The organism is Sphingobium xanthum, assembly GCF_019737615.1.
Taxonomy (GTDB): Bacteria; Pseudomonadota; Alphaproteobacteria; order Sphingomonadales; family Sphingomonadaceae; genus Sphingobium; species Sphingobium xanthum.
In genome coordinates this window covers 24,358-47,097 of record NZ_JAHKKS010000002.1, presented here as the reverse complement: position 1 = coordinate 47,097, position 22,740 = coordinate 24,358, and the positions used below count along the sequence as shown (strand labels likewise).

Genomic DNA, 22,740 nt, shown 5'->3' with positions numbered 1-22,740 from the left:
GGACACGTGATGTCGTTGCGTGTCTTCTGCCGGGCCGGATTTTTGCTCCATGGATGCTCTGTTCACTTCCTCGCTCGTCGTCGCTCTCGCCGAAATCGGCGACAAGACCCAGCTGCTTGCCATCCTGCTGGCCACCCGCTTCCGCAAGCCCGTGCCGATCATCTTCGGCATTCTCGCCGCGACGCTCGCCAATCATGCCTGCGCCGCCTTTCTCGGCGCCAGCGTCGCCTCGCTGTTCGAGGCGGACTGGTTCCGGATCGTCATTGCGCTCTCGTTCATCGCCATGGCGGCCTGGACGCTCATCCCCGACAAGATCGACGATCTGGAGGACAAGCCAGCCCGCTTCGGCGCGTTCGTCACGACGACGATCGCCTTCTTCCTCGTAGAGATGGGCGACAAGACGCAGGTCGCGACCGTCGCGCTCGCCGCGCGCTTTCAGGACGTGGCGCTTGTCACGCTCGGCACCACGCTCGGCATGATGCTCGCCAATGTCCCGGCCGTCTTCCTCGGCGAGGAACTCGTGCGCCGCGTGCCGCTCAAGGCGGTGCGGATCGTCGCCGCGTCGCTCTTCGCCATCATCGGTCTGTGGCTTCTGGTGTCGATCTGGCTGGGCTGAGAAAATATTTTATCCACCGGCTGCGACATGAGTCCCGCGCGCAACACCACAAGATATTGAGTCTCGCCTGAATCGCGAGACTCCATCCCTCGTGTGGGACTCGTTTCGTTCTCCCCGGAATCAGTCACTTAGGGAGCCGTTCGCAGGGATTACGGCGCTTGACGCGGGACTCGCGACGACTCACACCGGTCCTCGAACCAGGGGGAAGGACCATCATGGGGGTCATAGAACGGGTCGGCACCAGGCCGACGAGCAGGAAGGTTGCGCGGCAGGACCTGCCCGTGACGTTGCCGCTCGACACGCTGCTGCAGGGCGATTGCATCGCCATCATGCGCTCGCTGCCGGCCGCCAGCATCGACATGATCTTTGCCGATCCGCCCTATAATCTCCAGCTCGGCGGCGATCTGTTCCGGCCCGAGGGCGGCCGTGTGGACGCGGTCGACAATGACTGGGACCAGTTCGACAGCTACGGCGCCTATGACGCTTTCTGCCGCGAATGGCTGGCCGAGGCGCGCCGAATCCTGAAGCCGGACGGCACGCTGTGGGTGATCGGCAGCTATCATAATATCTTCCGCGTCGGCGCGCTGATGCAGGATCAGGGCTTCTGGATCCTCAACGACATCGTCTGGCGCAAGGCCAATCCCATGCCCAATTTCAAGGGCACGCGCTTCACCAACGCGCATGAGACGCTCATCTGGGCGAGCCAGGGCGAGAAGGCGAAATACACGTTCAATTATCGCGCGATGAAGACGCTCAACGACGAGCTGCAGATGCGCTCGGACTGGGTGCTGCCCATCTGCGCGGGGCAGGAACGCCTCAAGCGCGGCGGCACGAAAGCGCACCCGACGCAGAAGCCCGAGGCGCTGCTCTATCGCGTACTGCTCGCCTGCACGAACAAGGGCGACGTGGTGCTCGATCCTTTCTTCGGCACCGGCACGACCGGCGCCGTCGCCCGCCGTCTCGGCCGCCGCTGGATCGGCATCGAGCGCGAAGACGATTATTGCGAAGTCGCGCGGGAGCGCATTGCTGCGGCGCTTCCGCTCGATGAAAGCGCGATCGCGACCATGCAGTCGCCGCGCAGCCAGCCGCGCGTCGCCTTCGGCACTTTGGTCGAGACCGGCATGATCAAGCCCGGCGCCGTGCTGCGCGATGCGAAGAACCGCTGGCAGGCCAGCGTCCGTGCCGATGGCAGCCTGTCTCATGGCGATCAGACCGGCACGATCCACAAGCTTGGCGCCACTTTGCAGGGCGCCCCCAGCTGCAATGGCTGGACCTTCTGGCACATCGAGCATGAAGGCACGGTCAAGCCGATCGACGCCCTGCGCCAGCTCTATCTTCTCGCGACGGAGCCTTGATCCTAAACTCCGTCGCAAGGGGCCCAGGGCGGGAACTCCCACACCCGCCCTGGGCCATCAACTCTCATTGAGCTTCCCTTAGCCCCTCCTCTTCAGAGGAGGGGTTGGGGTGGTGCTGCGAGCTGGGCATCGCAGACCTCACCCAGCGCCAGCCGCCTGCGCCCGCCATCTTCGCCCCAGGACATCACCTTCCCGTGATTCCATGCAAAGGCGGGCCGCAGCACCGGCGCCATCAGCCGCATCCACGGCTTGGTCACCTCGACGCGCCACTCATAGCGCACCACCGTCCGCTCGCCGTCCGCCGCGAAGGTCCATTGGCCCACGCCGTCCAGCTCGCCGCTCGCGCGCCCCTCGATGAACGCCAGCGGCTCGATCTGCGTCACCTCGACATCGAAGCTCAAAGAATAGGGCAGGGCAGTCCGCCAGCTCAGCCGCCGCACCGCGCCGATGCCGCGCGCGTCGCCCTCGCGCAGGGTCGCCACGGCGCGCACCGCCGGCCACCAGAGCGGCCAGTCGTCCGTGCGTTCGATCAGCGTCCAGACACGCTCGATCGGTGCGTCGAAATGCCAATGCGTGACGAGGACGAATTCCCGGGCAGCCACGGTCCCACTCCGATTTCGCTGCGGCGCGCCATATCATGAAAGCGCAGGGTTTCGAAGGGGCGGCCCATGCGGTTCTAACAAGACTGCGAAGACCGAGCGACGTCGCGCGCTAGCTGTTCCCCGGCGCAGGCCGGGGTCCATGCCCGCTAAAAGTGCGCGCGGCAGCGCGTCGGCGCTTTGCGCCGAGTCTGGACCCCGGCCTACACCGGGGAACGGTCGAATTCAAAAGTCCGCCCTGCGATCCAACACCACCCGTTGCGGTGTGACAAGACACACCCTACGGCTTCGGGCATGAGCGATCATCTCTCCGGCCCGCCAGCAGGCGCGCGCCTCTACCTCCGCCCGATCTGGTTCATCGACACGCCCGTCGGCCTGGAGGAGGATCAGTTCCGCCGTCTCGCGGGCGGGCTCATCTGGTTTCAGGCCGTCGAGGCGCGCTGGATCACCCCGGATGGCGAAGCCGGCAAGGCGCAAATCCCGCTCGAAGCCTTCGATCGTTGGCAGGCGAGCCTGCCCGACGAGGTTGGGGAGCGCGCCGCACGCCTGATGGCCGCCCTCGTCGCGCAACGCCCGCCGATGACCTTCGGCGAGCGCGTCCTGCGCTTCGATACGCCACAGGTCATGGGCATCCTCAACATGACCCCGGACAGCTTCTCGGACGGCGGCAAGCTGATCGGCGATCCCGAGAAAGCCGCCGATTCCGGCTTCGCGATGCAGCTCGCTGGCGCTGCCATCGTCGATGTCGGCGGCGAGTCCACGCGGCCGGGTGCGGAAGCCGTGTGGGAAGGCGACGAGATCGCCCGCACCGTTCCGGTGATCGAGCGGCTCGCGCGCAGCGGCATCATCGTCTCTATCGACACCCGCAAGGCCGCGGTGATGGAAGCCGCGCTGGCCGCCGGTGCCGGCATCGTCAACGATGTGACCGGCCTGACGCACGATCCGCGCGCCTTGGAAGTCATCGCGGCCGCCGGTTGCCCGGTGATGCTGATGCACAGCCCCTCTGCCGGGGACGATCCGCATGGCGGCGCGGTCACATACAAGGCCGGCGCGCCAGGTAGCATTGGGGTCGGCGCAAGCATCGATCTCCAGATTTTCGACTGGCTGGAAGCGCGTATCGCCGCCTGCGTCGCGGCAGGCATCCCCAAGGGGAAGATCATCGTCGATCCCGGTATCGGCTTCGGCAAGGCACTGCAGGACGATACGCGCATCGTGAACAATCTCGCGCTTTTCCATGGCCTTGGTGTGCCCATCCTGTTCGGCGCGAGCCGCAAACGCATGGTCGGCGCCCTCACGGACGGCGCCGCCGTCGCCGATCGCCTCGGCGGATCGGTCGCCCTCGCGCTCAAGGCAATCGAGCAGGGCGCCCAGATCGTCCGCGTCCACGATGTCGTCGAGAGCGTGCAGGCCGCGCGCGTCTGGCGCGGGCTGAGGGATGCGGCGCTGGTGGCGGGGTGAGGCAGTAGTCAGCCGGGACGCGATGACTTAGCCGTCGATCTGCGCTTCCCAGGGGAGTGCGCTGAGGAGTTCCTGAACGGAGCCGTTGTGTCCGACATAGAACGGACCATTGCCGACCAGACGATCGCTGAAATTGCCTGAACGAAGATATTCCGTCGATTGATAGAAGCAGACCCAGCCACCAGAAAGTTCGATTGTCTTGTCGCGCATAATCGAACACGGCGGATCATATCGACCGACCATGTCCTGGAGTGTTTTGTCCGCGAGGGCTTCTGCCTCAATCCTCGTCATCGCCTTACAGTAATTGCCGAACCAGATGCGTTCAAGCGTCGCGCTTTGCTGAGAAAAACCACTATCCTACATTCGAAAACCCTTGGCATCCTGCCCTCAGGCAAGGCGCGTTCCGTCATACCGACTCGCTGAAAGCTCGAAAAAATTCCGCACGACCCCCAAACCTTCCGAACCTTCGCAAGAAAATTGCGCAAAAGATGGATGCTCCCGTGCCACAACCGCCGGCAAATCATCGACGCTCTCGACCCCGTACCAATGCTTTACGCAGCTTTCACATTCGCGCAGTAACGGCATTCGTGACCATCGGTGAGGGGTGAGCACGCTCGTGGGAACGCAGAAAGTCATCGTTGTGTTCGGCACGCGCCCGGAGGCGATCAAGATGTTCCCGGTCGTGCATGCGCTTCAGGCCACGCCGGGCATCGAGACGCGCGTGTGCGTCACAGCGCAGCATCGCGCCTTGCTCGATCAGGTGCTCGAACTGGCCGGCATCGTGCCGGACATCGATCTCGACATCATGCAGCCCGACCAGACTTTGGACTCGCTGACCGCCCGCCTCATCACGGCGCTGGGCGAGGCGTTCGATGCCGAAAAGCCGGACCGCGTCCTCGTCCATGGCGACACGCTGACCACGATGGTCGCGAGCCTCGCCGCTTATTACCGCAAGATCCCGGTCGGCCATGTCGAGGCTGGCCTGCGCAGCGGCGACATTCATCATCCCTGGCCGGAAGAAGTGAATCGCCGCGTCGTCGCTTGCATCGCCGACATGAACTTTGCGCCGACCGATGCCGCCGCCAACGCCCTGCGCGCTGAGAGCCGCGACGAGGCGAGCATCCACGTCACCGGCAACACGGTGATCGACGCGCTCCTCGCGACGCAGGCGCGCATCCGGGAGACGCCATCGCTCGCGGCCGGTATCGGCCCGATCGCGGCGCGCTTCGCGGGCAAGCGGATCATCGCCGTCACCAGCCACCGTCGCGAGAATTTCGGCGACGGCATGGCCAATATCGCCGGCGCCATCCGCGATATCGCCGCGCGCGATGACGTGGCCGTGATCTTCCCGGTCCATCCCAATCCCAATGTCCGCAAGGTCATGGACGATGCGCTGGCCGGTCTCGGCAATGTCGCGATGATCGCGCCGCTCGATTATCCGAACTTCGTCGGCCTACTCGATGCCTGCGAGATCGTCCTGACCGACAGCGGCGGCGTGCAGGAAGAAGCGCCCTCGCTCGGCAAGCCGGTGCTGGTCATGCGCGAGACGACCGAGCGGCCCGAGGGCGTCGAGGCGGGCACGGCGAAGCTCGTCGGCACGGATCGCGCACGGATCGTTGCTGAAATTTTCACGCTTCTGGACGATAAGGAAGCCTACAGCGCCATGGCGCGCGCCCATAATCCCTTCGGCGACGGCCAGGCCGCCAGCCGCATCGCAAGGATCATCGCCGATGCCCGTTGAGCACGACACCAAGGTTGCCGTCATCGGCCTCGGCTATATCGGCCTGCCGACCGCCGCTTTGATCGCCCGCTCGGGCATGAGCGTGCTCGGCGTCGACGTGACCCCGCATGTGGTCGAGACGGTCAACAGCGGCAAGGTGCATATCGAGGAAGTCGATCTAGATGGTCTCGTCCAGGGCGTCGTTGCCCGCGGCACGCTGCGCGCCTCGCTCACGATCGAGCCGGCCGACGTGTTCGTCATCGCCGTGCCGACCCCGGTCAGCGAGGATAATGCGCCGGATATCAGCTATGTGCTGAGCGCCGCCCGCACGATCGCGCCGGTCCTCAAGCCGGGCAATGTCGTCATTCTCGAGAGCACCTCGCCGGTCGGCACGACCGAGGCGATGCGCGACGAGCTGCAGAAACTGCGTCCGGACCTCAAGATGCCCGGGCTGCCCGGCAACGGTGCCGAAGTCTCGATCGCTTACTGCCCGGAGCGCGTGCTGCCCGGCCGCATTCTCATCGAGCTGGTCAACAATGACCGTTGCATCGGCGGCATCACCCCGCGCTGCGCCCGGAAGGCTTTGAGCTTCTATCGCAAGTTCGTGCGCGGCGAGTGCATCACCACCACGGCCCGCGCCGCCGAAATGGTGAAGCTGGTCGAGAACAGCTATCGCGACGTGAACATCGCCTTCGCCAACGAACTGTCGGTCATCGCGGACGGCATGGGCATCGATGTCTGGGAAGTCATCCGCCTCGCCAATCGCCACCCGCGCGTGAACATCCTCCAGCCCGGCCCGGGCGTGGGTGGTCACTGCATCGCGGTCGATCCCTGGTTCATCGTGCATGGCGACCCCAAGAATGCCCGCATCATCCGCACCGCGCGCGAGGTCAATCTCGCCAAGACGGACTATGTGGTCGAGCAGGCCAGCAAGCTGATTGACGAGCTCCCCGGTGCGCAGGTCGCCTGCCTCGGTCTCGCCTTCAAGCCGAATATCGACGATTTCCGGGAGTCACCCGCGCTCGAGGTCGCCCATCGCCTCGCCAAGCGCTACGGCCCGCGCATCAAGCTGGTCGAGCCATATGCGCAGGGCGTACCCGCCGAGTTTGTCGGCACCGGCGTCACTCTGATCGACATCGACGATGCGATCGAGGATTGCGCGGTTTTCGTGGTCCTCGTCGATCATGACGTGTTCAAGTCCGTGCCCCTCGACGAACGCGCCGACAAGGCGGTCTATGATACGCGCGGCATGTGGCCGGACCAGCCCGCGCCGGCCCGTTCCGAGCAGGGCCTGCGCAAGGCGGGTTGAGTCAGGGTAGGGGAGTCTGTTCGGCCTTGGCGAGGCGCCGGCCCGCAGAGAGCGTCTGGGCGATGAACAGGATGACGAACAAAGTCCCCATGCCACCCACGATCAGGTCGAAGCCCGAAAATGCCGGGCGTCGAATGGGGTCGGACAGCATCATCGCGATGGTCATGCCGATGAGCAGGAAGCGCAGTTCCGTCGGCCCGGCAAGCCCATAAGAGAGCTTGAACTCGCCCATCACCCGCGCCGCCAAATAGGCATGGATCGAGAGCAGCAGATAGCCGACCACCGCGAACATGGCGAGGTCCACCCGAACGAACGGGCTGAGCCCCATTCCGCCCAGGATCAGCAATGTCACGATGCCGTCGCAGCTATGATCGATGAAATAGCCATAGCCGGGCCGCTCGATGCGGCGGTAGCGCGCCAGGCTGCCGTCGAGCGAGTCGCCGAACCACTGGAAGACATAGCCGACGATCGCCAGCCACAGCCAAAGGTCGCCGAAGCCGCTCGCCGCATAGCCGACGAAGGTGAGGACCGCGCCGAAAACGCCGAGCGACGTCAGCTTGTCCGGCGTCACCCAGGCGGGCATGATACTGCATAGCCAGGTCAGCAGCCGGCGCTCGGGCACTGCGAGAAGGTTTTGCTGGATCCTCTGGACAGGTTCAGCGGCGGCTGGGTTCGGTGGCTTGAGCATTGTATTTGCTGATCGTCATAAAAGTGTAATTCGAAATGATCCAGCGCGTAGAACGATCCAGCTGGTTTATTCCGACACATGCTGCTGTTTTTCGGAGGAGCGGCTGGGGAGGCAGATGCCAAAGCCCATTGACCTGCACCCAGCGCCGAGCCAAGGCGCGCGGCGATGACTGCGAACCGAGCGCCGTCCAAGGAAGTGGCGCGCCTGCGCCTCTACATTGTCAGCATCCTCATCGACATCGCGGTGCTGGGGCTTGGCTTTCTGTTGGCCAACATCCTGGTGCTGCACTCGCTCTGGGGCGAACCGGGAAAGCCGCACGGCATCATCATGTTCGCCATGATCGCGCCCGTTTATGCGCTGATCGCGATCCATGGCGGCGTCTACGGCATCCGCATGATCGGCAATCGTCAGGCGAGCGCGGTGAAGGCGATATGGAGCCTGGCGCAGGCCGTGATGCTGATGCTCATCATCGTCTATCTGGGCAAGGTTGCCGAGCAGCTTTCGCGCCTCACCTTCGTCGTCGGTCTCGTGATCGCGGCTTCCGGGCTTTACGTGGCCCGATTGCTGATCGAGCGGATCGGTATTGCCCTGCTGGGCGAAGTGCCGCACATCACCGTCTTGCTGGTTGACGGCGTCGATGTGGAAACACCGCCAACGGCCTGGCGGATCGACGCGGCTGCGATCGGTGTCGATCCGGCGCAACGCGGTGCGGCCATGGCTGAGCGGCTCGCGCATGGCGTCGGCGGAGCGGAGCGGGTGGTCGTTGCCTGTCCGCCCGAACGGATCGAGGACTGGCGTGTCGCACTCACGGCGCTTTCGGCCAAAGGCGAGATCCTCGTGCCGGAGATGCGCCGGTTCGCGCCGACCAAGGTCAGCGCGTTCGACGATCATCCGACCATCGTCGTGGCGGGCGGGCCGCTCCTGTTCCGTGACCGGATCGTCAAGCGCATGCTGGACCTGGTGATCGGCGTGCCGGCGCTGCTTCTGCTCTCACCCGTGTTGATCGGCGCGGCGATCGGCATCAAGCTCTCCGGTCCCGGCCCGGTGTTCTTCCGCCAGCAGCGGCTCGGCAAGGATGCCCGTCCGTTCACGATTTTCAAGTTCCGCACGATGCATGCCGGCAAGACCGATCATGCAGCGGCGAAGCTCACCGAGCGCGATGACCCGCGTGTCACGCGCGTTGGCGCATTCCTGCGCAAGACCAGTATCGACGAGCTGCCGCAGCTGCTGAACGTGCTGAAGGGCGACATGAGCATCGTCGGGCCGCGTCCGCATGCGCCGGCAGCCAAGGCCGCAGACAGCCTCTATTGGGAAGTCGACGAGCGCTATTGGGCGCGGCATTGCATCAAGCCCGGCATGACTGGCCTGGCGCAGGTGCGCGGCCATCGCGGGCCGACTGATCGGCATGAGGATCTGATCAACCGCCTTCAGTCGGACCTCGAATATGTGACCAACTGGTCGATCTGGCGCGATCTGCGGATCATCGTGGCGACACTCGGTGTGCTGGCGCATGATAACGCGTTCTGATCCTGTCTCGTCATGCCAGCGCACGCTGGCATCTTCGGGAGGCGCGCGCGTCGATGCTGCACGAGAGCGCAAGGCGCCGAGAGCCGCCCGATGAGCCCGATCGACCTCCTCCTGATCGCAGCGATGCTGCTCAGCGCCATCCTGCTGCTCTGGCCGTTCCTCTTCTACCCGTTGATCCTGCGCCTGCTGCCCGAGCGCGCGATTGCCCGCGAGCAATCAGGCGCAGTCTCGGCCTCGCTGCTCTTCTGCGCCTATAATGAGTTCGCCTCGCTCCCGGCAAAGATTGAGAATCTGCGCCAGCTCAAAGCACGGCATCCCGATCTTGAGATTCTGGCCTTCGACGACGGCTCGGCCGACGGCACCGGCGATCTGCTGACGGCAGCCAGCGACATCCTGACCCTCGTTCGCGGGCCGGGCCGCAGCGGCAAGGCGCACGGCATGAAGCGCCTCGCCGCGCACGCTTCTGGTGATGTCTTGATCTTCACCGATGCAAACGTGGTGCTCGATAACGATGCGATCGAGCGCCTCGCGCCTTATTATGCCGATCCCGATGTCGGCGGCGTGCTCGGATCGCTCCGCTATGGCGGCGCGGAGAGCAGCGCGTCCGCCTCTGTCGGCGCGCTCTACTGGCGCATCGAGGAAAGCCTGAAGGACCTCGAATCGCGCAGCGGCAACGTCATGGGCGCCGACGGCTCCATCTTCTCGATCCGCCGCGCGCTCTATCCCGACTTCCCGGACAGCGTGCTGGACGATCTGACCGTGTCCATGTCGGTTGTCTTCGCCGGCAAGCGCCTCGTCAAGGCGAAGGACGTGATCGCTCGCGAGATGATGGTCTCCCGACGTGAGGACGAATATCGGCGCAAGGTTCGCATTGCCGCCCGCAGTTGGCACACGCACCGCCATCTCCGCCCGCAACTCGTGCGCATGAACCGGCTCGATCGGTTCAAATACTTTTCGCGCAAGATCGTGCGCTGGTTCGGCGCGGCGTGGATCGGACTCGGTCTCGTCGCTGCATCGATCCTCGCTTGGCGGATCGCGCCCTTTGCGGCCATTGCGCTTGCGGCCGCTGGCATCGTCCTGCTCATGCTTGGCCTCACGGTGCGGCGCGGGCCGCTCGCCTCGATTACGGACATGTTGCTGGCCTATGTGGCCACTTTGAAAGGCGTCCTCCTTGCCATGCGCGGGCAGACTTTCACGACCTGGGCACCGGCCAAGTCGCGCGACTGAATTTACGGACTGTTACACTCGCATTCGCCGTCCATCGCGCTATAGGCTGGGCCGATGATAACCGCACAGAGGGTCCTGAAAGCCGCCGGCAAACATGTCTCGCGCACGCTGCTCGGTGCGCGCGCGGCGATGGGCGCCGCGAAGGACCGGCATTGCCCGGCGTGCCGCTCGGATGTCGCGGGCTTCTTCCGCTACGGTGACGAGGCGGAATGGGGCTGCATTGCTTGCGGTGCCTCGCCGCGCGAGCGCCTCATGCATGCCCTACTGGATGCCGGTCGCATCGCCTTGCCCGCGAATGGAGCGATCCTGCACTGTGCGCCGAACGAGGGCAGCCTCGTGCAGCGCTTCTATGCAAATGCCGGCGACTATGTGCCCGCTGATATCGATCCCGATCGCTATGGCGTGCCCGGCATGCAGCGGCTCGATTTGATGTTGATGAGCGACGCGGCCCGGTTCGACCGTATCTATGCGAGCCATGTCATGGAGCATGTGCCCGACGATGCCGTGGTCCTGCGCAATCTGCTGGCCGCGTTGAAGCCCGGCGGCGAGGCCTGGCTGCTCGTGCCCCTGTGGGAAAAGGCGAGCGAAGATGGCCCGGCCGACCTTTCGGGCCACGAGCGCGAGCGCCGCTTCGGCCAGTGGGACCATGTCCGCCAATATGGCCGCGATTTCGCCAAGCGGATCGAAGCCGCCGGTTTCGTTGTCGAAATGATCGACGCCACCGTGCTTCCGCCCGATCAGGTCCGTCACATGGCGCTGGCCGACACCTTGTTCGTGGCGCGCCGGCCGGCATGACGCAAGCGGGGGGCTTGGTCGCGCTCGCCGGGCGGCTCGAGCGCCGGCCCGGGCTGCTCGGAGCGGCCAAGCTCGCCAATGTCGTCCTCGCCATGGCCTGGGGCTTCGTCGTCACCTTCGTCTTCGTGCGCCTGCTCCCGCTCGACGAGTTCCGGGTATTCCTGCTGTTCATCGCCTTCGCCAACTTCACCGTGTCGGCCGAACTCGGCTTGACCTCGATTGCCTATAGCCGCCTGCGCCGCGACAGGATCGCCGGGGAGGGGGCCTTTCGCAACGAGGAGATCGTGGCGCTTCTGTGGTTGATGAGCGGGCTGATCCTGCTCGGTGCCTGTCTCCTCGGCGTCGCCATTGCCACGGGTCTGCTTCCCACACGCCATCCGCTGTTGTTCGTCGCCTTCTATGGCGTCAGTGCCATCAATCTGCTGGCGGTCTTGACCCGCCGTGTTCTCGCGGCGCTGGATCACAATCTCTGGTGGGAAGCGCTCGATCTGGTTCGGCGCGTGACGGGCATCGGGCTGCTGCTTGCTGCGCTTGTTGGCCTGCCGATCCTCAACTCGGTGCTGCTCCAGCTTGCCGTAGCCGTGCTGATGCTCTGGCTTGGCCTCAACACCGTGCATCGCTCGCTGGCGATGACGGGCGCGCGCTGGCTCGGCGTGCGCACCGGCGCCGCGCATGTCCGCACCCACTATCTGGCGGATTTCGGCCGCACCGGTGCGCTCACCCTGTTCGATGTGACGGCCTATAACGCGCCCTATCTCACCATCGCCGCGGCGACGAGCGATGTGCGTCCGCTGCTGCTGTTCGATTTCGCCTTCAAGACCTCGCGCGCACTGTCGGCCGTCATCCGCGCGCTGGTCGAGACGATGCTGCCGGCTCTCACCCGCGCCCATTTCGCCAAGGATACCGCGACTTTCCGCGCCTCCCTGGTGCGCTGCCTGCGTTGGACACTCGGCCTGACATTGGTCGCCGCGCTCGCCGTCATGATCGCCGGGCAACCGCTCGCGCACATCACATTCGATGGCAACATCACGCTGAATATCATTGAATTACTGTGTATCATGCTGCTGCTCGTCGGCCTCGGCGTCATCTGCGTCTCGGTCTATGTGCAGAACGGCCTCGGCCGCTTCGGTGCGCTCGTCGGCCCGTCCTTCCTCTTCCTCCTCGGCAGCCTGCTCAGCGTGCCCCTGGCGCTCTGGCTGCTTCCCGCGAGCCTCTCGCTTGCCTTCATCGCGCTCTACGCCGCCGTCCACCTCCTGCTGGCCCTGATCCACGGCCGCATGCTCGCCAGCCTCCGCCATGGCGCACACGCATGAAGATAGCGATGATAGACCCCTCGCTGTTCACGCCGCGCTATGACGACGGTCTGTGCGAAAGCATCGCCGCGCGTGGTCACGACGTCACTCTGCTCGGTCGCCCGATGCGTGAAACTGACGCCATCGTACCCAAGCGCTACCGCTACGTACCGCGCTTCTTCAGCCTTGGCGAACGGCTGCGCCCGTTGCTGGGTGAAGGGAAAGCCGGTCAGGCGGCGAAGGGCATCGACTATCTGATCGATGCGCGTCTCGGCTCGCTCAAGTCCCTGGACGGTGACGTCGTGCATTTCCAATGGCTGCCGTTCGCCCGGGCGGACAGCGCGTTGCTGCGGCGGTTGCGCGGAAAGGTGCCGTTGGTCCACACCGTCCATAACGCCAATCCCTATCATGGCGATCGTTGCGCCTCGGCAAAGGACTATCAGGCGCTACTGGCGCAGTTCGATACGCTCATCGTCCACGGCGAGCCGACATTGGAAGCGTTGCTGGCGCAGGGCCATGATCGCTCGCGCATCCACATCGTTCCCCACCCGCCCATGCGTCTGCGCGAAGCCACGCGGGCCGATCTCGAGGCCGTGCCGCGTTCGGGCCTGCCCCGCATCCTCTTCTTCGGTACGATCCGGCCTTACAAGGGCCTTGATCTGCTCGTTCAGGCCTGCCTGACGCTCTGGCGCGACGGGCACGAGTTCGAGCTGGCAATCGCGGGCAAGCCGTTCATGCCGGTCGAAGCGTTTCTCGGCGCCATTCGCGGCGGTGGCTTCGGCGAGCGGCTGATCACGGATCTGAGCTTCCTGACTGAGCCGCGTCTCGATGCGCATCTGCGCGCCGCCGACATTCTGGTGTTTCCCTATCGCGCGATCGATTCGAGCGGTGCCTTCCTGTCGGCGCTGCGCTATGGCGCGGCGATGGTGACGAGTGATGCGGGAATGTTCGGCGATTTGCCCGATGGCGTGGCGTCGCGATTCCCGGCGGGCAATGCCGAAGCGCTGACGGTGGCGCTGCGCCAGCTCGTCGCTGACGGGAATCGCCGGCAGGAGGCCGGTGCGGCCGCATTGACGCACGTCGTCTCGCTCGATGGCTGGGACAAGGCCGCCGAGCAGACCGAGGCCGCCTATCTCGATGCGATCGAGCGCTTCAAGGCGCGGATGGCGGCCGCGTGAGCCAGTTTGCCCGATACAGGCGCGAGCTACGCGATCGCTGGCTGGCGATGCGCCTCGGCCTGTTCGGCCGGCAGCATCAATATGGCGAGATCCTCGCCCTGCGCCGCTTCATCGCGCATTTCGGCGTCGATTGCGTGATCGATGTGGGCGCCAATGCCGGCCAATATGCCACGATGCTTCGCCGCGACGTCGGCTTCCGCGGCGATATCCTCTCGTTCGAGCCCAATCCCGACGTCTGCGCGAAGCTCGAGAAGGTCGCCGGCCGCGACAGCCGCTGGCATGTCTACAACATCGCCTTGTCGGATCGCGACGGCGAGGCCGAGTTCAATATCATGGCGGCGGACCAGTTCAGCTCGCTCAATCGGCCGGGGCAGGGGCTGGAGCCGATCTTCGCCCAGCGCAATGCCGTGACGCGCACGGTCCATGTGCCCTGTTCGCGGCTCGACAGCCTCTTGCCGGAGCTGGAACCGGCCTGGCGGGCCCGCGCGGTGCTGCTCAAGATGGATACGCAGGGGCATGACGCGCAGGTCTGCTCCGGGGCGAATGACGTGCTGGCGCGCTTCGTGGGCGTGCAGACGGAGCTTTCGGTACGGCCAATCTATGCCGGCGCGACCGATTACCGCACCATGATCGCCCTGCTGGAGCGCGCGGGCTTCGTGCCCAATGCCGTGTTCGCCAATAACAAGGGGCATTTCCCGTTGCTGGTCGAGATGGACGGCCTGTTCGTGCGGAGCGATCTGACGCAAGGCGGCAATGTTCCCATTGTCTGACCGATCGCAGGGACGCGCGCGCACTTTCGCCATCATGTTGACGCTTTTCGCGCTGCTGGCGCTCGGCCTCTCCTACGGCGGATGGCTGTGGCACATCGCCGGGAGCAATGTACGCGGACTGTCCGAGTTCTTCTTCGACCGGCAGGATAAATGGGTGCTTGATGGTCAGGCACTGACGCTGATCTGCCTCGCTATCTGGGCCTGGCTTGTGCGTCGTCCGGCCGCTCGAGGGGCCGTTGCGCAGCATCGCACGACCCTGATTGCGGCGGGCATAGTCCTTGCGGTGCTGGTCGGATGGGCGGGGCGCTCGCTCGTTTTTCATGACTATAGTCCGTCCCGCGATGAGCTGATGGTCGAGATGGCGGGTGCGTATCTCGCCAATGGTCATCTGGGTTGGCCGGTGCCGGCGGAATGGGCGCCCTATCTCCGTGCGATCCAGCCGGAGTTCTACAGCCCTTACGGCGCCAATACGCACTGGACGGCGATCTATCTGCCTGTCCATGCCGCGATCCGGGCATTGTTCACGTGGATCGGCATGGCCGATCTGGCGGCGCCGGCAACGCTGGGCGTCGGACTGCTGGCGCTCTGGCACAATGCCCGCAAGCTCATGCCGGATCGGCCCGATGCGGTGCTGGTCGTCATGCTCATGGCGCTGACCTCGGCACAGTTGCTGACGACGGCGATGACGCCCTACGCCATGACCAGCCATTTCGCGTTCAACATGGTCTGGCTGGCGCTGGTGCTGCGTGGCGACAAGCTCGGCCACATCAGCGCGGCGCTGGTCGCGTTGCTCGCCGCCGGCCTGCATCAGTGGCACTTCCCGTTGCTGTTCATCGGCCCGTTCATCCTCTGGATGGCGGCGAACCGGCGATGGGGCGCTGCGGTCTTCCATGGCCTAGTTGCCATCATGATGATGCTGGTCTGGGCACGGCTCTGGCCGATGGCGCTGATCGAACTGGTCGGTTCGCCGCCGCCGAGCGATGTGCATCGGACCAATGGTGTGCTGGACAAGCTGGAGAGCCTCTTCGGCCGGCTCGACAAGTGGCAGCCGCTGCTCAACAATGCGCGGCTGATTGCCTGGAACAATGTGCTGCTGCTGCCGCTGGCGGTTCTGGCCCTCTGGGGCGTTCGCTGGCGCCGACTGTTGCGCGAGGTGCCGATCGCCCTGCCGATGCTGCTCGGTGTGCTGGCGGGGATGGGGCTCGCGCTCTACCAGGGCTATGGATGGGGCTTTCGCTACATGCATGGGCAGATCGGCGCGCTCTGCCTGCTTGCGGGGCTGGGCTGGCGTGCGGTCGTGCCGCAAGGGAGTCAGGGGCATCGTCCTTTGCTGGCGGCTTCGGCGGTCGTGGCGCTGCTCTCCGGCCTGTGGCTGATCAGCGATACGGAGCGCTACGTGCGGGGCTACGCGCGGACGATGGCGGCGATACGGGCGAGCGATGCCGATGTCGTGCTGGTCGACATACGGGGCGGCTATTACATGACCGACCTTGTGCGCTTCGACGAAGGGAAGCTCGGGCGCCCGGTGGTGATTGCGCTGCAGATGCTCGGCTACGACCAGCTCGACAGGCTTTGCGCGACCAGGGATGTCGCCATCATGGACCGGAGCCAGTTCTGGCCGCTCGGGGTCCATCGGGTCCGCCCGGTCTACCGCGGCAGCGAGTTCATCCAGCGGCGACGGGATCATCTCGCGGAAATCGGCTGCGGCCGGCCGGTGAATGCATCCCCGGCCGGCGTGCCTTAGGGCCTGTTACTTGACGAAGGCGGCGACGATCTCGAGCTTCACTTCATCGCTGACCATCGGAATCGCATAGCCCACGTTGAACTCGCTGCGCTTGATCGCGCCGGTCGCGGTGAAGCCGACATTCTCCTTGCCGCCCATGCCCTTGCCGGCGCCGTAGAACTTGGCGGCGAGGGTGACGGGCTTGGTGACGCCGTTGAGCGTCAGATTGCCGGTGATCGTCGCGTTCTGGCCGCTCACGGCGACAGCGGTCGAGACGAACTTGGCGTCGGCGGGGGCTGCGCCGAAGAAGTCGGCGGCCTTGCCGGCCTCGGCGGGCTTCAGCAGATGGCCGGTGAGGCCCGCGCTGGCCGTCGTCACCTTGGCGACCGGGATGGTCACATCGACCTTGGCGGCGCCGGGATTCTTGGGATCGAGCACCAGCGTACCCGTGACGTCGCCGAAGATGCCGAAATAGGGCGTGAAGCCGAGATGATCGACTTCCCACTTCACCAGCGTGTGGCCGGCGTCGGCTGTGTAGGTGCCGCCGGTGATGGCAGCGGGATCGGGCTTGCCGGGCTGGGCGATCAGCGCGCCGGCGAGGCCGGTCAAGGCAAGAACAGGGAGGGCGGCGTGAATGAGGCGCATAATAGTGTGTCTCCTGATCGATTCTGCCGGTCTAAGGGGGCGGCGGCGCTAACCATAACGCCCGGGTTGATTCTGTCATCATGCTAAAAGCAGTCGCTGCTTGTTGCGCGCCGGGCTGACGGAACGGTCGAATAGGACCAGCGCGCCGCAATTTTCTTTCGAAGGTTCGGAAAGTTCGGGGGTCAGCCTGAATCTTTTTTTGTCTGTCCTTCCGGCATCGGGAAGCCTGGCGCGCGATGCGCCAAACGGAGATCGTCGTCATGCCATGATGAATATCCTGTAGGACAGGATCAAATGAGGCTGTCGAAGAGATCGAGATAGGCGCGGGCGGCGGGGCCTGCGCGATGCACGCCAATGCCCGCCTCGATCTGGCCGGCGCTTGGCGATGGGAGCTTCGAGCGGGCGATGACGGCGGCGGCCAGTGCATCCGCTTGCCGCTCCCCGACGACCGTGCCGAGCGTCGGGTTCTCGCGGGCAAGCGCGGTCAGCCATGACGAGCAGTCGGTCGCGACGAACGGCAGCCCATGCGTGAGCGCCTCGCCGATGGCGGCCGGGACACCTTCGAAGCGCGACGTCATGAGGAGGAGATCGGCCGCGCGGTAGTAGGGAGCGGGGTCTGTCACATAGCCCGCGAGCATCACCTGCTCGGCAAGGCCGGCGCGCTCGATCTCGGCCTGCAACCCGTCCCGCATGGGGCCGCCACCCAGGATGGTGAGCTGGATATCTTGACCGCCTGCCTTGAGGGCGCCCGCAACGGCGATGGCGAGTTGCGGATCCTTCTGCGCTTCCAGGCGACCGACGACGAGCATGTCGAGGCTCTTGCCGGATGCCGGAACCGGGCGTTCCGGGAAGATCGTGTCGTCGTCGAGAAACGGATCGGGGATCGTGACGACTCGCTCGGCTTTCACGAAGCGCGCGACTTCCGGCGCCAGCGCACCGGCCATGGCGACGATACGGTCGATCCCGCGCGTGCCGAACGCCACAAGCCTGCGCGCGATCGGCAGCGGCACCCAATCATCCGACCAGACGGGATTGCTGGCCTTGGCGACGATCGCGGCTTTCGGCAGCGCCCTGCGCAGACCCTTGGCGACCACGAAATGGAAATTGCCGGGGATGAAGATGGCGTCCGGCGCGATGGCTGCGGCGTCAGGAGCCATCTGGCTACCCAAAAACATCCGCGATATCGGCGAGCGCGGCCGCTCGGGCGAGAGCACATGGAGCTCGACGCCTTCCGGCACGCGCGGCCGCAGCGGGCCGTCGCTCGCACCGGCGAGGATCGATACGCGCCGACCAGCTGCGAGCCAGTGCCGCGCCAGGCGAAAGGCGATCAGCTCGGTCCCGCCGGCCGAGAAGTCGTGAATGGGGATGAGGATATGGCGGACAGGCACGTTGCTCGTTGTCCTGACATCGGCGCCGTTCCGCTGGCAAGCGAAACTCGTCGGATTATAGGAAGGCAATGACCATGTTGCCCCGATCCGGCGCGCTGCCGGACAGTCATCTCGTGCCCGACCTGCTGGCGCCAGGGCTCAGGCTGGTCTTCTGCGGCACGGCGCTGGGGCGCAGATCGGCGGAGGCGCGGGCTTACTATGCCAATCCGACCAATCTCTTCTGGCGGGCGTTGCACGAAGTGGGTCTGACGCCGGAGCGTTTGAGGCCTGTCGATTATGCGCGGCTGCTGGAGCATCGCATCGGGCTGACCGATCTTTCGAAGCGGCATTTTGGCAATGATGTGGAACTGCCGGACGGCGCGTTCGACGGGGCGGCGCTGCGGGACAAGGTGATGCTGCACCGGCCGGCGATCCTTGCCTTCACCAGCAAGACGGGGGCGGGGGTGTTTCTGGATCGTCCGACGGGGCAAATCGCGCTTGGGGAGCAGGCCGAACGGATCGGGGAGACGCGGCTGTTCGTGCTGCCGTCGCCGTCAGGGTCGGCGCGGCGTTATTGGGATCTGGCGGTTTGGGAGGAGTTGGCTGAGGCTGTGCGGAGTATGAGGTAGTTCCTCCCCGAGCGAACTCGGGGAGGATTTAGAAGATCAGTTCTTTTCCTGATCGACCAGCTTGTTGGCGCCGATCCAGGGCATCATGGCGCGCAGCTGCGAACCGGTCTGTTCGATCGGGTGCGCGGCGGCGGCCTTGCGGGCGGCCTTCAGCTCGGGCTGGCCGGCGCGGTTGTCGAGCACGAAGTTCTTCACGAAGCGGCCCGACTGGATGTCGGCGAGGACGCGCTTCATTTCGGCCTTGGTCTCGTCCGTGATGATGCGCGGGCCGGTGGTGATGTCGCCATATTCGGCGGTGTTCGAGATCGAGTAGCGCATGTTGGCGATGCCGCCTTCATAGAGCAGATCGACGATCAGTTTGGTCTCGTGGAGGCACTCGAAATAGGCCATTTCCGGCGCATAGCCGGCCTCGACCAGTGTCTCGAAGCCCGCCTGGATCAGATGGGTGATGCCGCCGCACAGAACGGCCTGCTCGCCGAACAGATCGGTCTCGCACTCTTCCTTGAAGTTGGTTTCGATGATGCCCGAGCGGCCGCCGCCCACGCCCGAGGCGTAGGAGAGGGCGATGTCATGGGCATTGCCGGTCGCGTCCTGATGGACGGCGATGAGGCAAGGGACGCCGCCGCCCTTGGTGTATTCGCTGCGGACCGTGTGACCCGGGCCCTTCGGCGCGATCATGATGACGTCGATGTCCGCCGGCGGCTCGATCAGGCCGAAATGGACATTGAGGCCATGCGCGAAGGCGAGCGCGGCGCCGGGGCGCAGATTGCCCTTGATGTCGTCATTATAGATCGCGGCCTGATGCTCGTCGGGCGCGAGGATCATGAGGACGTCGGCCCACTTGGCCGCTTCCGCATTGGCGAGCACCTTGAAGCCGGCGCCTTCGGCCTTCTTGGCCGAGGCCGAGCCGGGGCGCAGCGCGATCGCGACCTCGGCGACGCCGCTGTCGCGCAGATTCTGCGCATGGGCGTGGCCCTGGCTGCCATAGCCCAGGATGGCGACCTTCTTGCCCTTGATGAGGCCGATGTCGGCATCGCGATCGTAATAAACACGCATGTCCCTAAACCCTTCTTCTGATGCGTCATCCCGGCAGAAGCCGGGTTCTGGTGCGGTATGAGACCCCGGCTTCCGCCGGAGTGACGGTAAAACTGAAACTCAGCCGGCAGCGCCGCGCAGCATGCCGACGACGCCGGTGCGGCCGACCTCGACAAGGCCGAGATCGCGCATGAGGCCGACGAACGTATCGACCTTGCTGGTCGGTCCGGTAATCTCGAACACGAAGCTCTCCAGCGTGGTATCGACCACCTTGGCGCGAAACACGTCGGCCAGGCGCAGTGCCTCGATCCGTGCTTCGCCCGTGCCGGCGACCTTTACCAGCGCGAGCTCGCGCTCGACATAGGGGCCGACCTCGCCAAGATCGACGACCTTGTGGACGGGCACGAGCCGATCGAGCTGGGCGATGATCTGGTCGATCACGCGGGGAGGGCCATTGGTGACGACGGTGATCCGGCTGACCGCATGATCCGCGCTTACATCGGCCACGGTCAGGCTCTCGATATTATAGCCGCGCGCGGAGAACATGCCCGCGATACGCGCGAGGATGCCGGCCTCGTTATCGACCGTCACCGAGAGGACGTGCCGCTCGCTCTCTTCCTGCCGGATGTGCATCAAACCTTCTTCTCGTCACGTTGGTGGGCAAGCGTGCCCGTCATCAGATAGTGCCATTCCTCGCCATCGAAGCAGGCGATGCGAATGGCGGCGGTCACGAAATCGTCGACGACACGGTCCAGTCGCTCGCCGATATAGCGGGGGCTGACCAGCACATGATCGAACGGTTCCTCATTCAGGATGAACGTTCCTTCCAGCATCACTTCCCAAGTGTCGTTTTCCGGATCGAGATGATCCATCGTAGAGCCGACCATCGAGGTGACGCCATTCTCCCGTTCGAAGGCCCAGGGCTCGTTGACATGGACGTGGAGCCGCAGGGGGAGCGGCTCGGCGTCCTCCTCCTGCGGTTGGTCCGTCATACCAGTGCCTTCGCCTCATCATTGAGCGTGCCGGACACCTGGCTCGGATCGAGTAGCATGTCGGTATGCGCAGCGCCCGAGGGGATCATCGGGAAGCAGTTGGAGAGCTTGGCCACGCGGCAATCGACCACGACCGGGCCGGGCGAGTCGATCATTTCGCGAATGCCGGGGATGAGCTGGTCCGGCGTCTCGATGCGGATGCCGGTCGCGCCATAGGCCTCGGCCAGCTTCACGAAGTCGGGCAGGCTGTCCGAGTAACTGTGCGAATAGCGGCTCTCATAGGTCAGTTCCTGCCACTGGCGGACCATGCCCATATATTCGTTGTTGAGGATGAAGATCTTGACCGGCAGGCGATACTGGATCGCGGTGCCGAGCTCCTGGATGTTCATCTGGATCGAGGCATCGCCGGCAATGTCGATGACGAGCGCGTCGGGATTGCCGAGCTGCGCGCCGATCGCCGCCGGGAAGCCATAGCCCATCGTGCCGAGGCCGCCGGAGGTGAGCCACTTGTTGGGCTCGTCGAAATGGAAATGTTGGGCGGCCCACATCTGATGCTGGCCGACTTCGGTCGTGATGATGACATCACGGCCGCGCGTCGCCTTGAACAGCTCTTCGATCGCGCGCTGGGGCATGATCTCGGAACCGGTCTCGACATAATCGAGGCTGCGGCGCGCGCGCCAACCCTCGATCCGCGCCCACCATTCCGAATAGTCCGGGCGCTTGTAGCCGCGGGCCTTAAGTGCCGCGATCAGCGCCTCGATGCCACGGCCGCAATCGGCAACGATCGGCACATCGACCGGGATGATCTTGTTGATCGAGCTGCGGTCGATATCGAGATGGACCTTCTTGCTGTCGGGCGCGAAGGCATCGAGCCGACCGGTTACGCGATCGTCGAAGCGGGCGCCGAGGCAGAGCAGCAGGTCCGCCTTGTTCATCGCCCAATTGGCTTCATAGGTACCGTGCATGCCGAGCATGCCGAGCCATTGCGGCGAGGAGGCCGGGAAGGCACCGAGGCCCATCAGGGTCGAGGTGACGGGTGCGCCCATCATCTCGGCGAGCGCACGCAGCGACTGGCTCGCAGCCGGGCCGCTATTGATGATGCCGCCGCCGGTGTAAAGGATCGGCCGCTCCGACTTCATGATGAGATCGGCGGTCCGCTCGATCGCGTCGGCGTCCGGTTCGACCTGCGGGCGATAGCTGGGATGTGCGTTGAGGACCGGCTTCACATAGGGGGCGGTCGCGACCTGCACGTCCTTGGGGATGTCGATGACGACCGGGCCGGGGCGGCCGGACGTGGCGATGTGGAACGCCTCATGGACGACGCGCGCCAGATCGCCGGGCTGCTTCACCAGATAATTATGCTTGGTGCAGTGCCGCGTCAGGCCGACCGTATCGGCTTCCTGGAAGGCGTCGGTACCGATGAGATGAGTCGCAACCTGGCCGGTGATGACGACCATGGGGATCGAGTCCATCAGCGCGTCGGTGATGCCGGTGATCGCATTGGTCGCGCCCGGGCCGGAGGTGACGAGCACGACGCCGGGCTTGCCAGTCGAGCGGGCATAGCCCTCGGCCGCATGGGCGGCGGCCTGCTCGTGGCGCACGAGGATGTGATTGATCGACGGATGATCGTAGATCATGTCGTAAATCGGCAGAACCGCGCCGCCCGGATAGCCGAACACCGTATCGACCCCGAGGTCGATCAGGCACTGGACCAATATGTCGGCGCCGCTTTTCTCGGCCACGCTGGAAACTCCCTGAAAAACACTGTGCCGGGCCATGGTGCAATGCCCCGACCTTGGCAAGGCTGGTGCCACT

General features: G+C 65.1%; 22 protein-coding genes. 13 read left to right on the top strand and 9 right to left on the bottom strand.

Going from position 1 to position 22,740, the window contains the following annotated elements:
* The first annotated feature begins 49 nt into the window (after window positions 1–49).
* Together KM135_RS03330 and KM135_RS03325 are read left to right on the top strand one after the other, a co-directional pair.
* Window positions 50–616, top strand: a complete 567-nt coding sequence (locus tag KM135_RS03330) for a TMEM165/GDT1 family protein (RefSeq protein WP_221712571.1) — start codon at window positions 50–52, stop codon at window positions 614–616.
* A 215-nt stretch (window positions 617–831) separates the two neighbouring features.
* Window positions 832–1,971 carry a site-specific DNA-methyltransferase gene (locus tag KM135_RS03325; protein WP_221712570.1) on the top strand — a complete coding sequence of 380 codons (1,140 nt, stop codon included), beginning with the start codon at window positions 832–834 and terminating at the stop codon, window positions 1,969–1,971.
* A gap of 92 nt (window positions 1,972–2,063) precedes the next feature.
* Here the strand turns inward: KM135_RS03325 and KM135_RS03320 are convergent, their stop codons facing one another.
* Window positions 2,064–2,573, bottom strand: coding sequence for an SRPBCC family protein (locus KM135_RS03320; RefSeq protein WP_221712569.1), 510 nt, complete (start codon window positions 2,571–2,573; stop codon window positions 2,064–2,066).
* Window positions 2,574–2,864: 291 nt separating this feature from the next.
* Between KM135_RS03320 and folP the strand changes: the two genes are divergently transcribed.
* Window positions 2,865–4,028, top strand: coding sequence for a dihydropteroate synthase (gene folP, locus KM135_RS03315; RefSeq protein WP_221712568.1), 1,164 nt, complete (start codon window positions 2,865–2,867; stop codon window positions 4,026–4,028).
* Between the two features lie 27 nt (window positions 4,029–4,055).
* Here folP and KM135_RS03310 read toward each other — a convergent pair whose 3' ends face one another.
* Window positions 4,056–4,319, bottom strand: a complete 264-nt coding sequence (locus KM135_RS03310; protein ID WP_221712567.1) for a YrhB domain-containing protein — start codon at window positions 4,317–4,319, stop codon at window positions 4,056–4,058.
* Window positions 4,320–4,698: 379 nt separating this feature from the next.
* Between KM135_RS03310 and wecB the strand changes: the two genes are divergently transcribed.
* Both wecB and wecC read left to right on the top strand, forming a co-directional pair.
* Window positions 4,699–5,769 (top strand): non-hydrolyzing UDP-N-acetylglucosamine 2-epimerase, encoded by a 1,071-nt coding sequence (wecB, locus tag KM135_RS03305; RefSeq protein WP_246605762.1) that lies wholly within the window; start codon window positions 4,699–4,701, stop codon window positions 5,767–5,769.
* A complete protein-coding gene (wecC, locus tag KM135_RS03300; RefSeq protein ID WP_221712566.1) occupies window positions 5,759–7,057 on the top strand; it encodes a UDP-N-acetyl-D-mannosamine dehydrogenase in 1,299 nt (432 codons plus the stop codon). The genes wecB and wecC overlap by 11 nt, the downstream gene beginning before the upstream one ends.
* Before the next feature lies 1 nt (window position 7,058).
* Here wecC and KM135_RS03295 read toward each other — a convergent pair whose 3' ends face one another.
* On the bottom strand, window positions 7,059–7,745 hold the full coding sequence (locus KM135_RS03295) for a CDP-alcohol phosphatidyltransferase family protein (protein WP_221712565.1): 687 nt from the start codon (window positions 7,743–7,745) through the stop codon (window positions 7,059–7,061).
* A gap of 165 nt (window positions 7,746–7,910) precedes the next feature.
* On the opposite strand from KM135_RS03295, the gene KM135_RS03290 reads away from it, so the two are divergent.
* The 7 genes from KM135_RS03290 (at window position 7,911) to KM135_RS03260 (ending at window position 16,278) form a co-directional block, all read left to right on the top strand.
* Window positions 7,911–9,272 carry an exopolysaccharide biosynthesis polyprenyl glycosylphosphotransferase gene (locus tag KM135_RS03290; protein WP_221712564.1) on the top strand — a complete coding sequence of 454 codons (1,362 nt, stop codon included), beginning with the start codon at window positions 7,911–7,913 and terminating at the stop codon, window positions 9,270–9,272.
* A gap of 90 nt (window positions 9,273–9,362) precedes the next feature.
* Window positions 9,363–10,499: a glycosyltransferase gene (locus KM135_RS03285; RefSeq protein WP_221712563.1), complete on the top strand. Its 1,137-nt coding sequence runs from the start codon at window positions 9,363–9,365 to the stop codon at window positions 10,497–10,499.
* 54 nt (window positions 10,500–10,553) lie between these two features.
* A complete protein-coding gene (locus KM135_RS03280; RefSeq protein ID WP_221712562.1) occupies window positions 10,554–11,294 on the top strand; it encodes a class I SAM-dependent methyltransferase in 741 nt (246 codons plus the stop codon).
* Window positions 11,291–12,607, top strand: coding sequence for a hypothetical protein (locus tag KM135_RS03275; protein WP_246605724.1), 1,317 nt, complete (start codon window positions 11,291–11,293; stop codon window positions 12,605–12,607). The genes KM135_RS03280 and KM135_RS03275 overlap by 4 nt, the downstream gene beginning before the upstream one ends.
* Window positions 12,604–13,764 carry a glycosyltransferase family 4 protein gene (locus tag KM135_RS03270; RefSeq protein WP_221712561.1) on the top strand — a complete coding sequence of 387 codons (1,161 nt, stop codon included), beginning with the start codon at window positions 12,604–12,606 and terminating at the stop codon, window positions 13,762–13,764. Before KM135_RS03275 ends, KM135_RS03270 begins: the two co-directional genes overlap by 4 nt.
* 47 nt (window positions 13,765–13,811) lie before the next feature.
* The gene (locus KM135_RS03265) at window positions 13,812–14,534 is read left to right on the top strand and encodes an FkbM family methyltransferase (RefSeq protein ID WP_221713027.1); all 723 of its coding nucleotides are present in this window, start codon (window positions 13,812–13,814) and stop codon (window positions 14,532–14,534) included.
* A 34-nt stretch (window positions 14,535–14,568) separates the two neighbouring features.
* Window positions 14,569–16,278 carry an MFS transporter gene (locus KM135_RS03260; RefSeq protein ID WP_221712560.1) on the top strand — a complete coding sequence of 570 codons (1,710 nt, stop codon included), beginning with the start codon at window positions 14,569–14,571 and terminating at the stop codon, window positions 16,276–16,278.
* A gap of 6 nt (window positions 16,279–16,284) precedes the next feature.
* Here KM135_RS03260 and KM135_RS03255 read toward each other — a convergent pair whose 3' ends face one another.
* Both KM135_RS03255 and KM135_RS03250 read right to left on the bottom strand, forming a co-directional pair.
* Window positions 16,285–16,902 carry a YceI family protein gene (locus tag KM135_RS03255; protein WP_221712559.1) on the bottom strand — a complete coding sequence of 206 codons (618 nt, stop codon included), beginning with the start codon at window positions 16,900–16,902 and terminating at the stop codon, window positions 16,285–16,287.
* A 290-nt stretch (window positions 16,903–17,192) separates the two neighbouring features.
* A complete protein-coding gene (locus tag KM135_RS03250; RefSeq protein WP_221712558.1) occupies window positions 17,193–18,290 on the bottom strand; it encodes a glycosyltransferase in 1,098 nt (365 codons plus the stop codon).
* A 68-nt stretch (window positions 18,291–18,358) separates the two neighbouring features.
* On the opposite strand from KM135_RS03250, the gene KM135_RS03245 reads away from it, so the two are divergent.
* Window positions 18,359–18,898, top strand: a complete 540-nt coding sequence (locus KM135_RS03245) for a mismatch-specific DNA-glycosylase (protein ID WP_221712557.1) — start codon at window positions 18,359–18,361, stop codon at window positions 18,896–18,898.
* Window positions 18,899–18,934: 36 nt separating this feature from the next.
* Here the strand turns inward: KM135_RS03245 and ilvC are convergent, their stop codons facing one another.
* The 4 genes from ilvC to KM135_RS03225 all read right to left on the bottom strand — a co-directional run bounded on the left by ilvC (window position 18,935) and on the right by KM135_RS03225 (window position 22,667).
* A complete protein-coding gene (gene ilvC / locus KM135_RS03240) occupies window positions 18,935–19,954 on the bottom strand; it encodes a ketol-acid reductoisomerase (protein WP_221712556.1) in 1,020 nt (339 codons plus the stop codon).
* 99 nt (window positions 19,955–20,053) lie between these two features.
* Entirely contained in the window at window positions 20,054–20,566 is a 513-nt protein-coding gene (gene ilvN / locus KM135_RS03235) for an acetolactate synthase small subunit (RefSeq protein WP_221712555.1), read from the bottom strand.
* Window positions 20,566–20,925, bottom strand: a complete 360-nt coding sequence (locus KM135_RS03230; protein WP_221712554.1) for a hypothetical protein — start codon at window positions 20,923–20,925, stop codon at window positions 20,566–20,568. The genes ilvN and KM135_RS03230 overlap by 1 nt, the downstream gene beginning before the upstream one ends.
* Window positions 20,922–22,667, bottom strand: coding sequence for an acetolactate synthase 3 large subunit (locus KM135_RS03225; RefSeq protein WP_221712553.1), 1,746 nt, complete (start codon window positions 22,665–22,667; stop codon window positions 20,922–20,924). The genes KM135_RS03230 and KM135_RS03225 overlap by 4 nt, the downstream gene beginning before the upstream one ends.
* Window positions 22,668–22,740 lie beyond the last annotated feature (73 nt).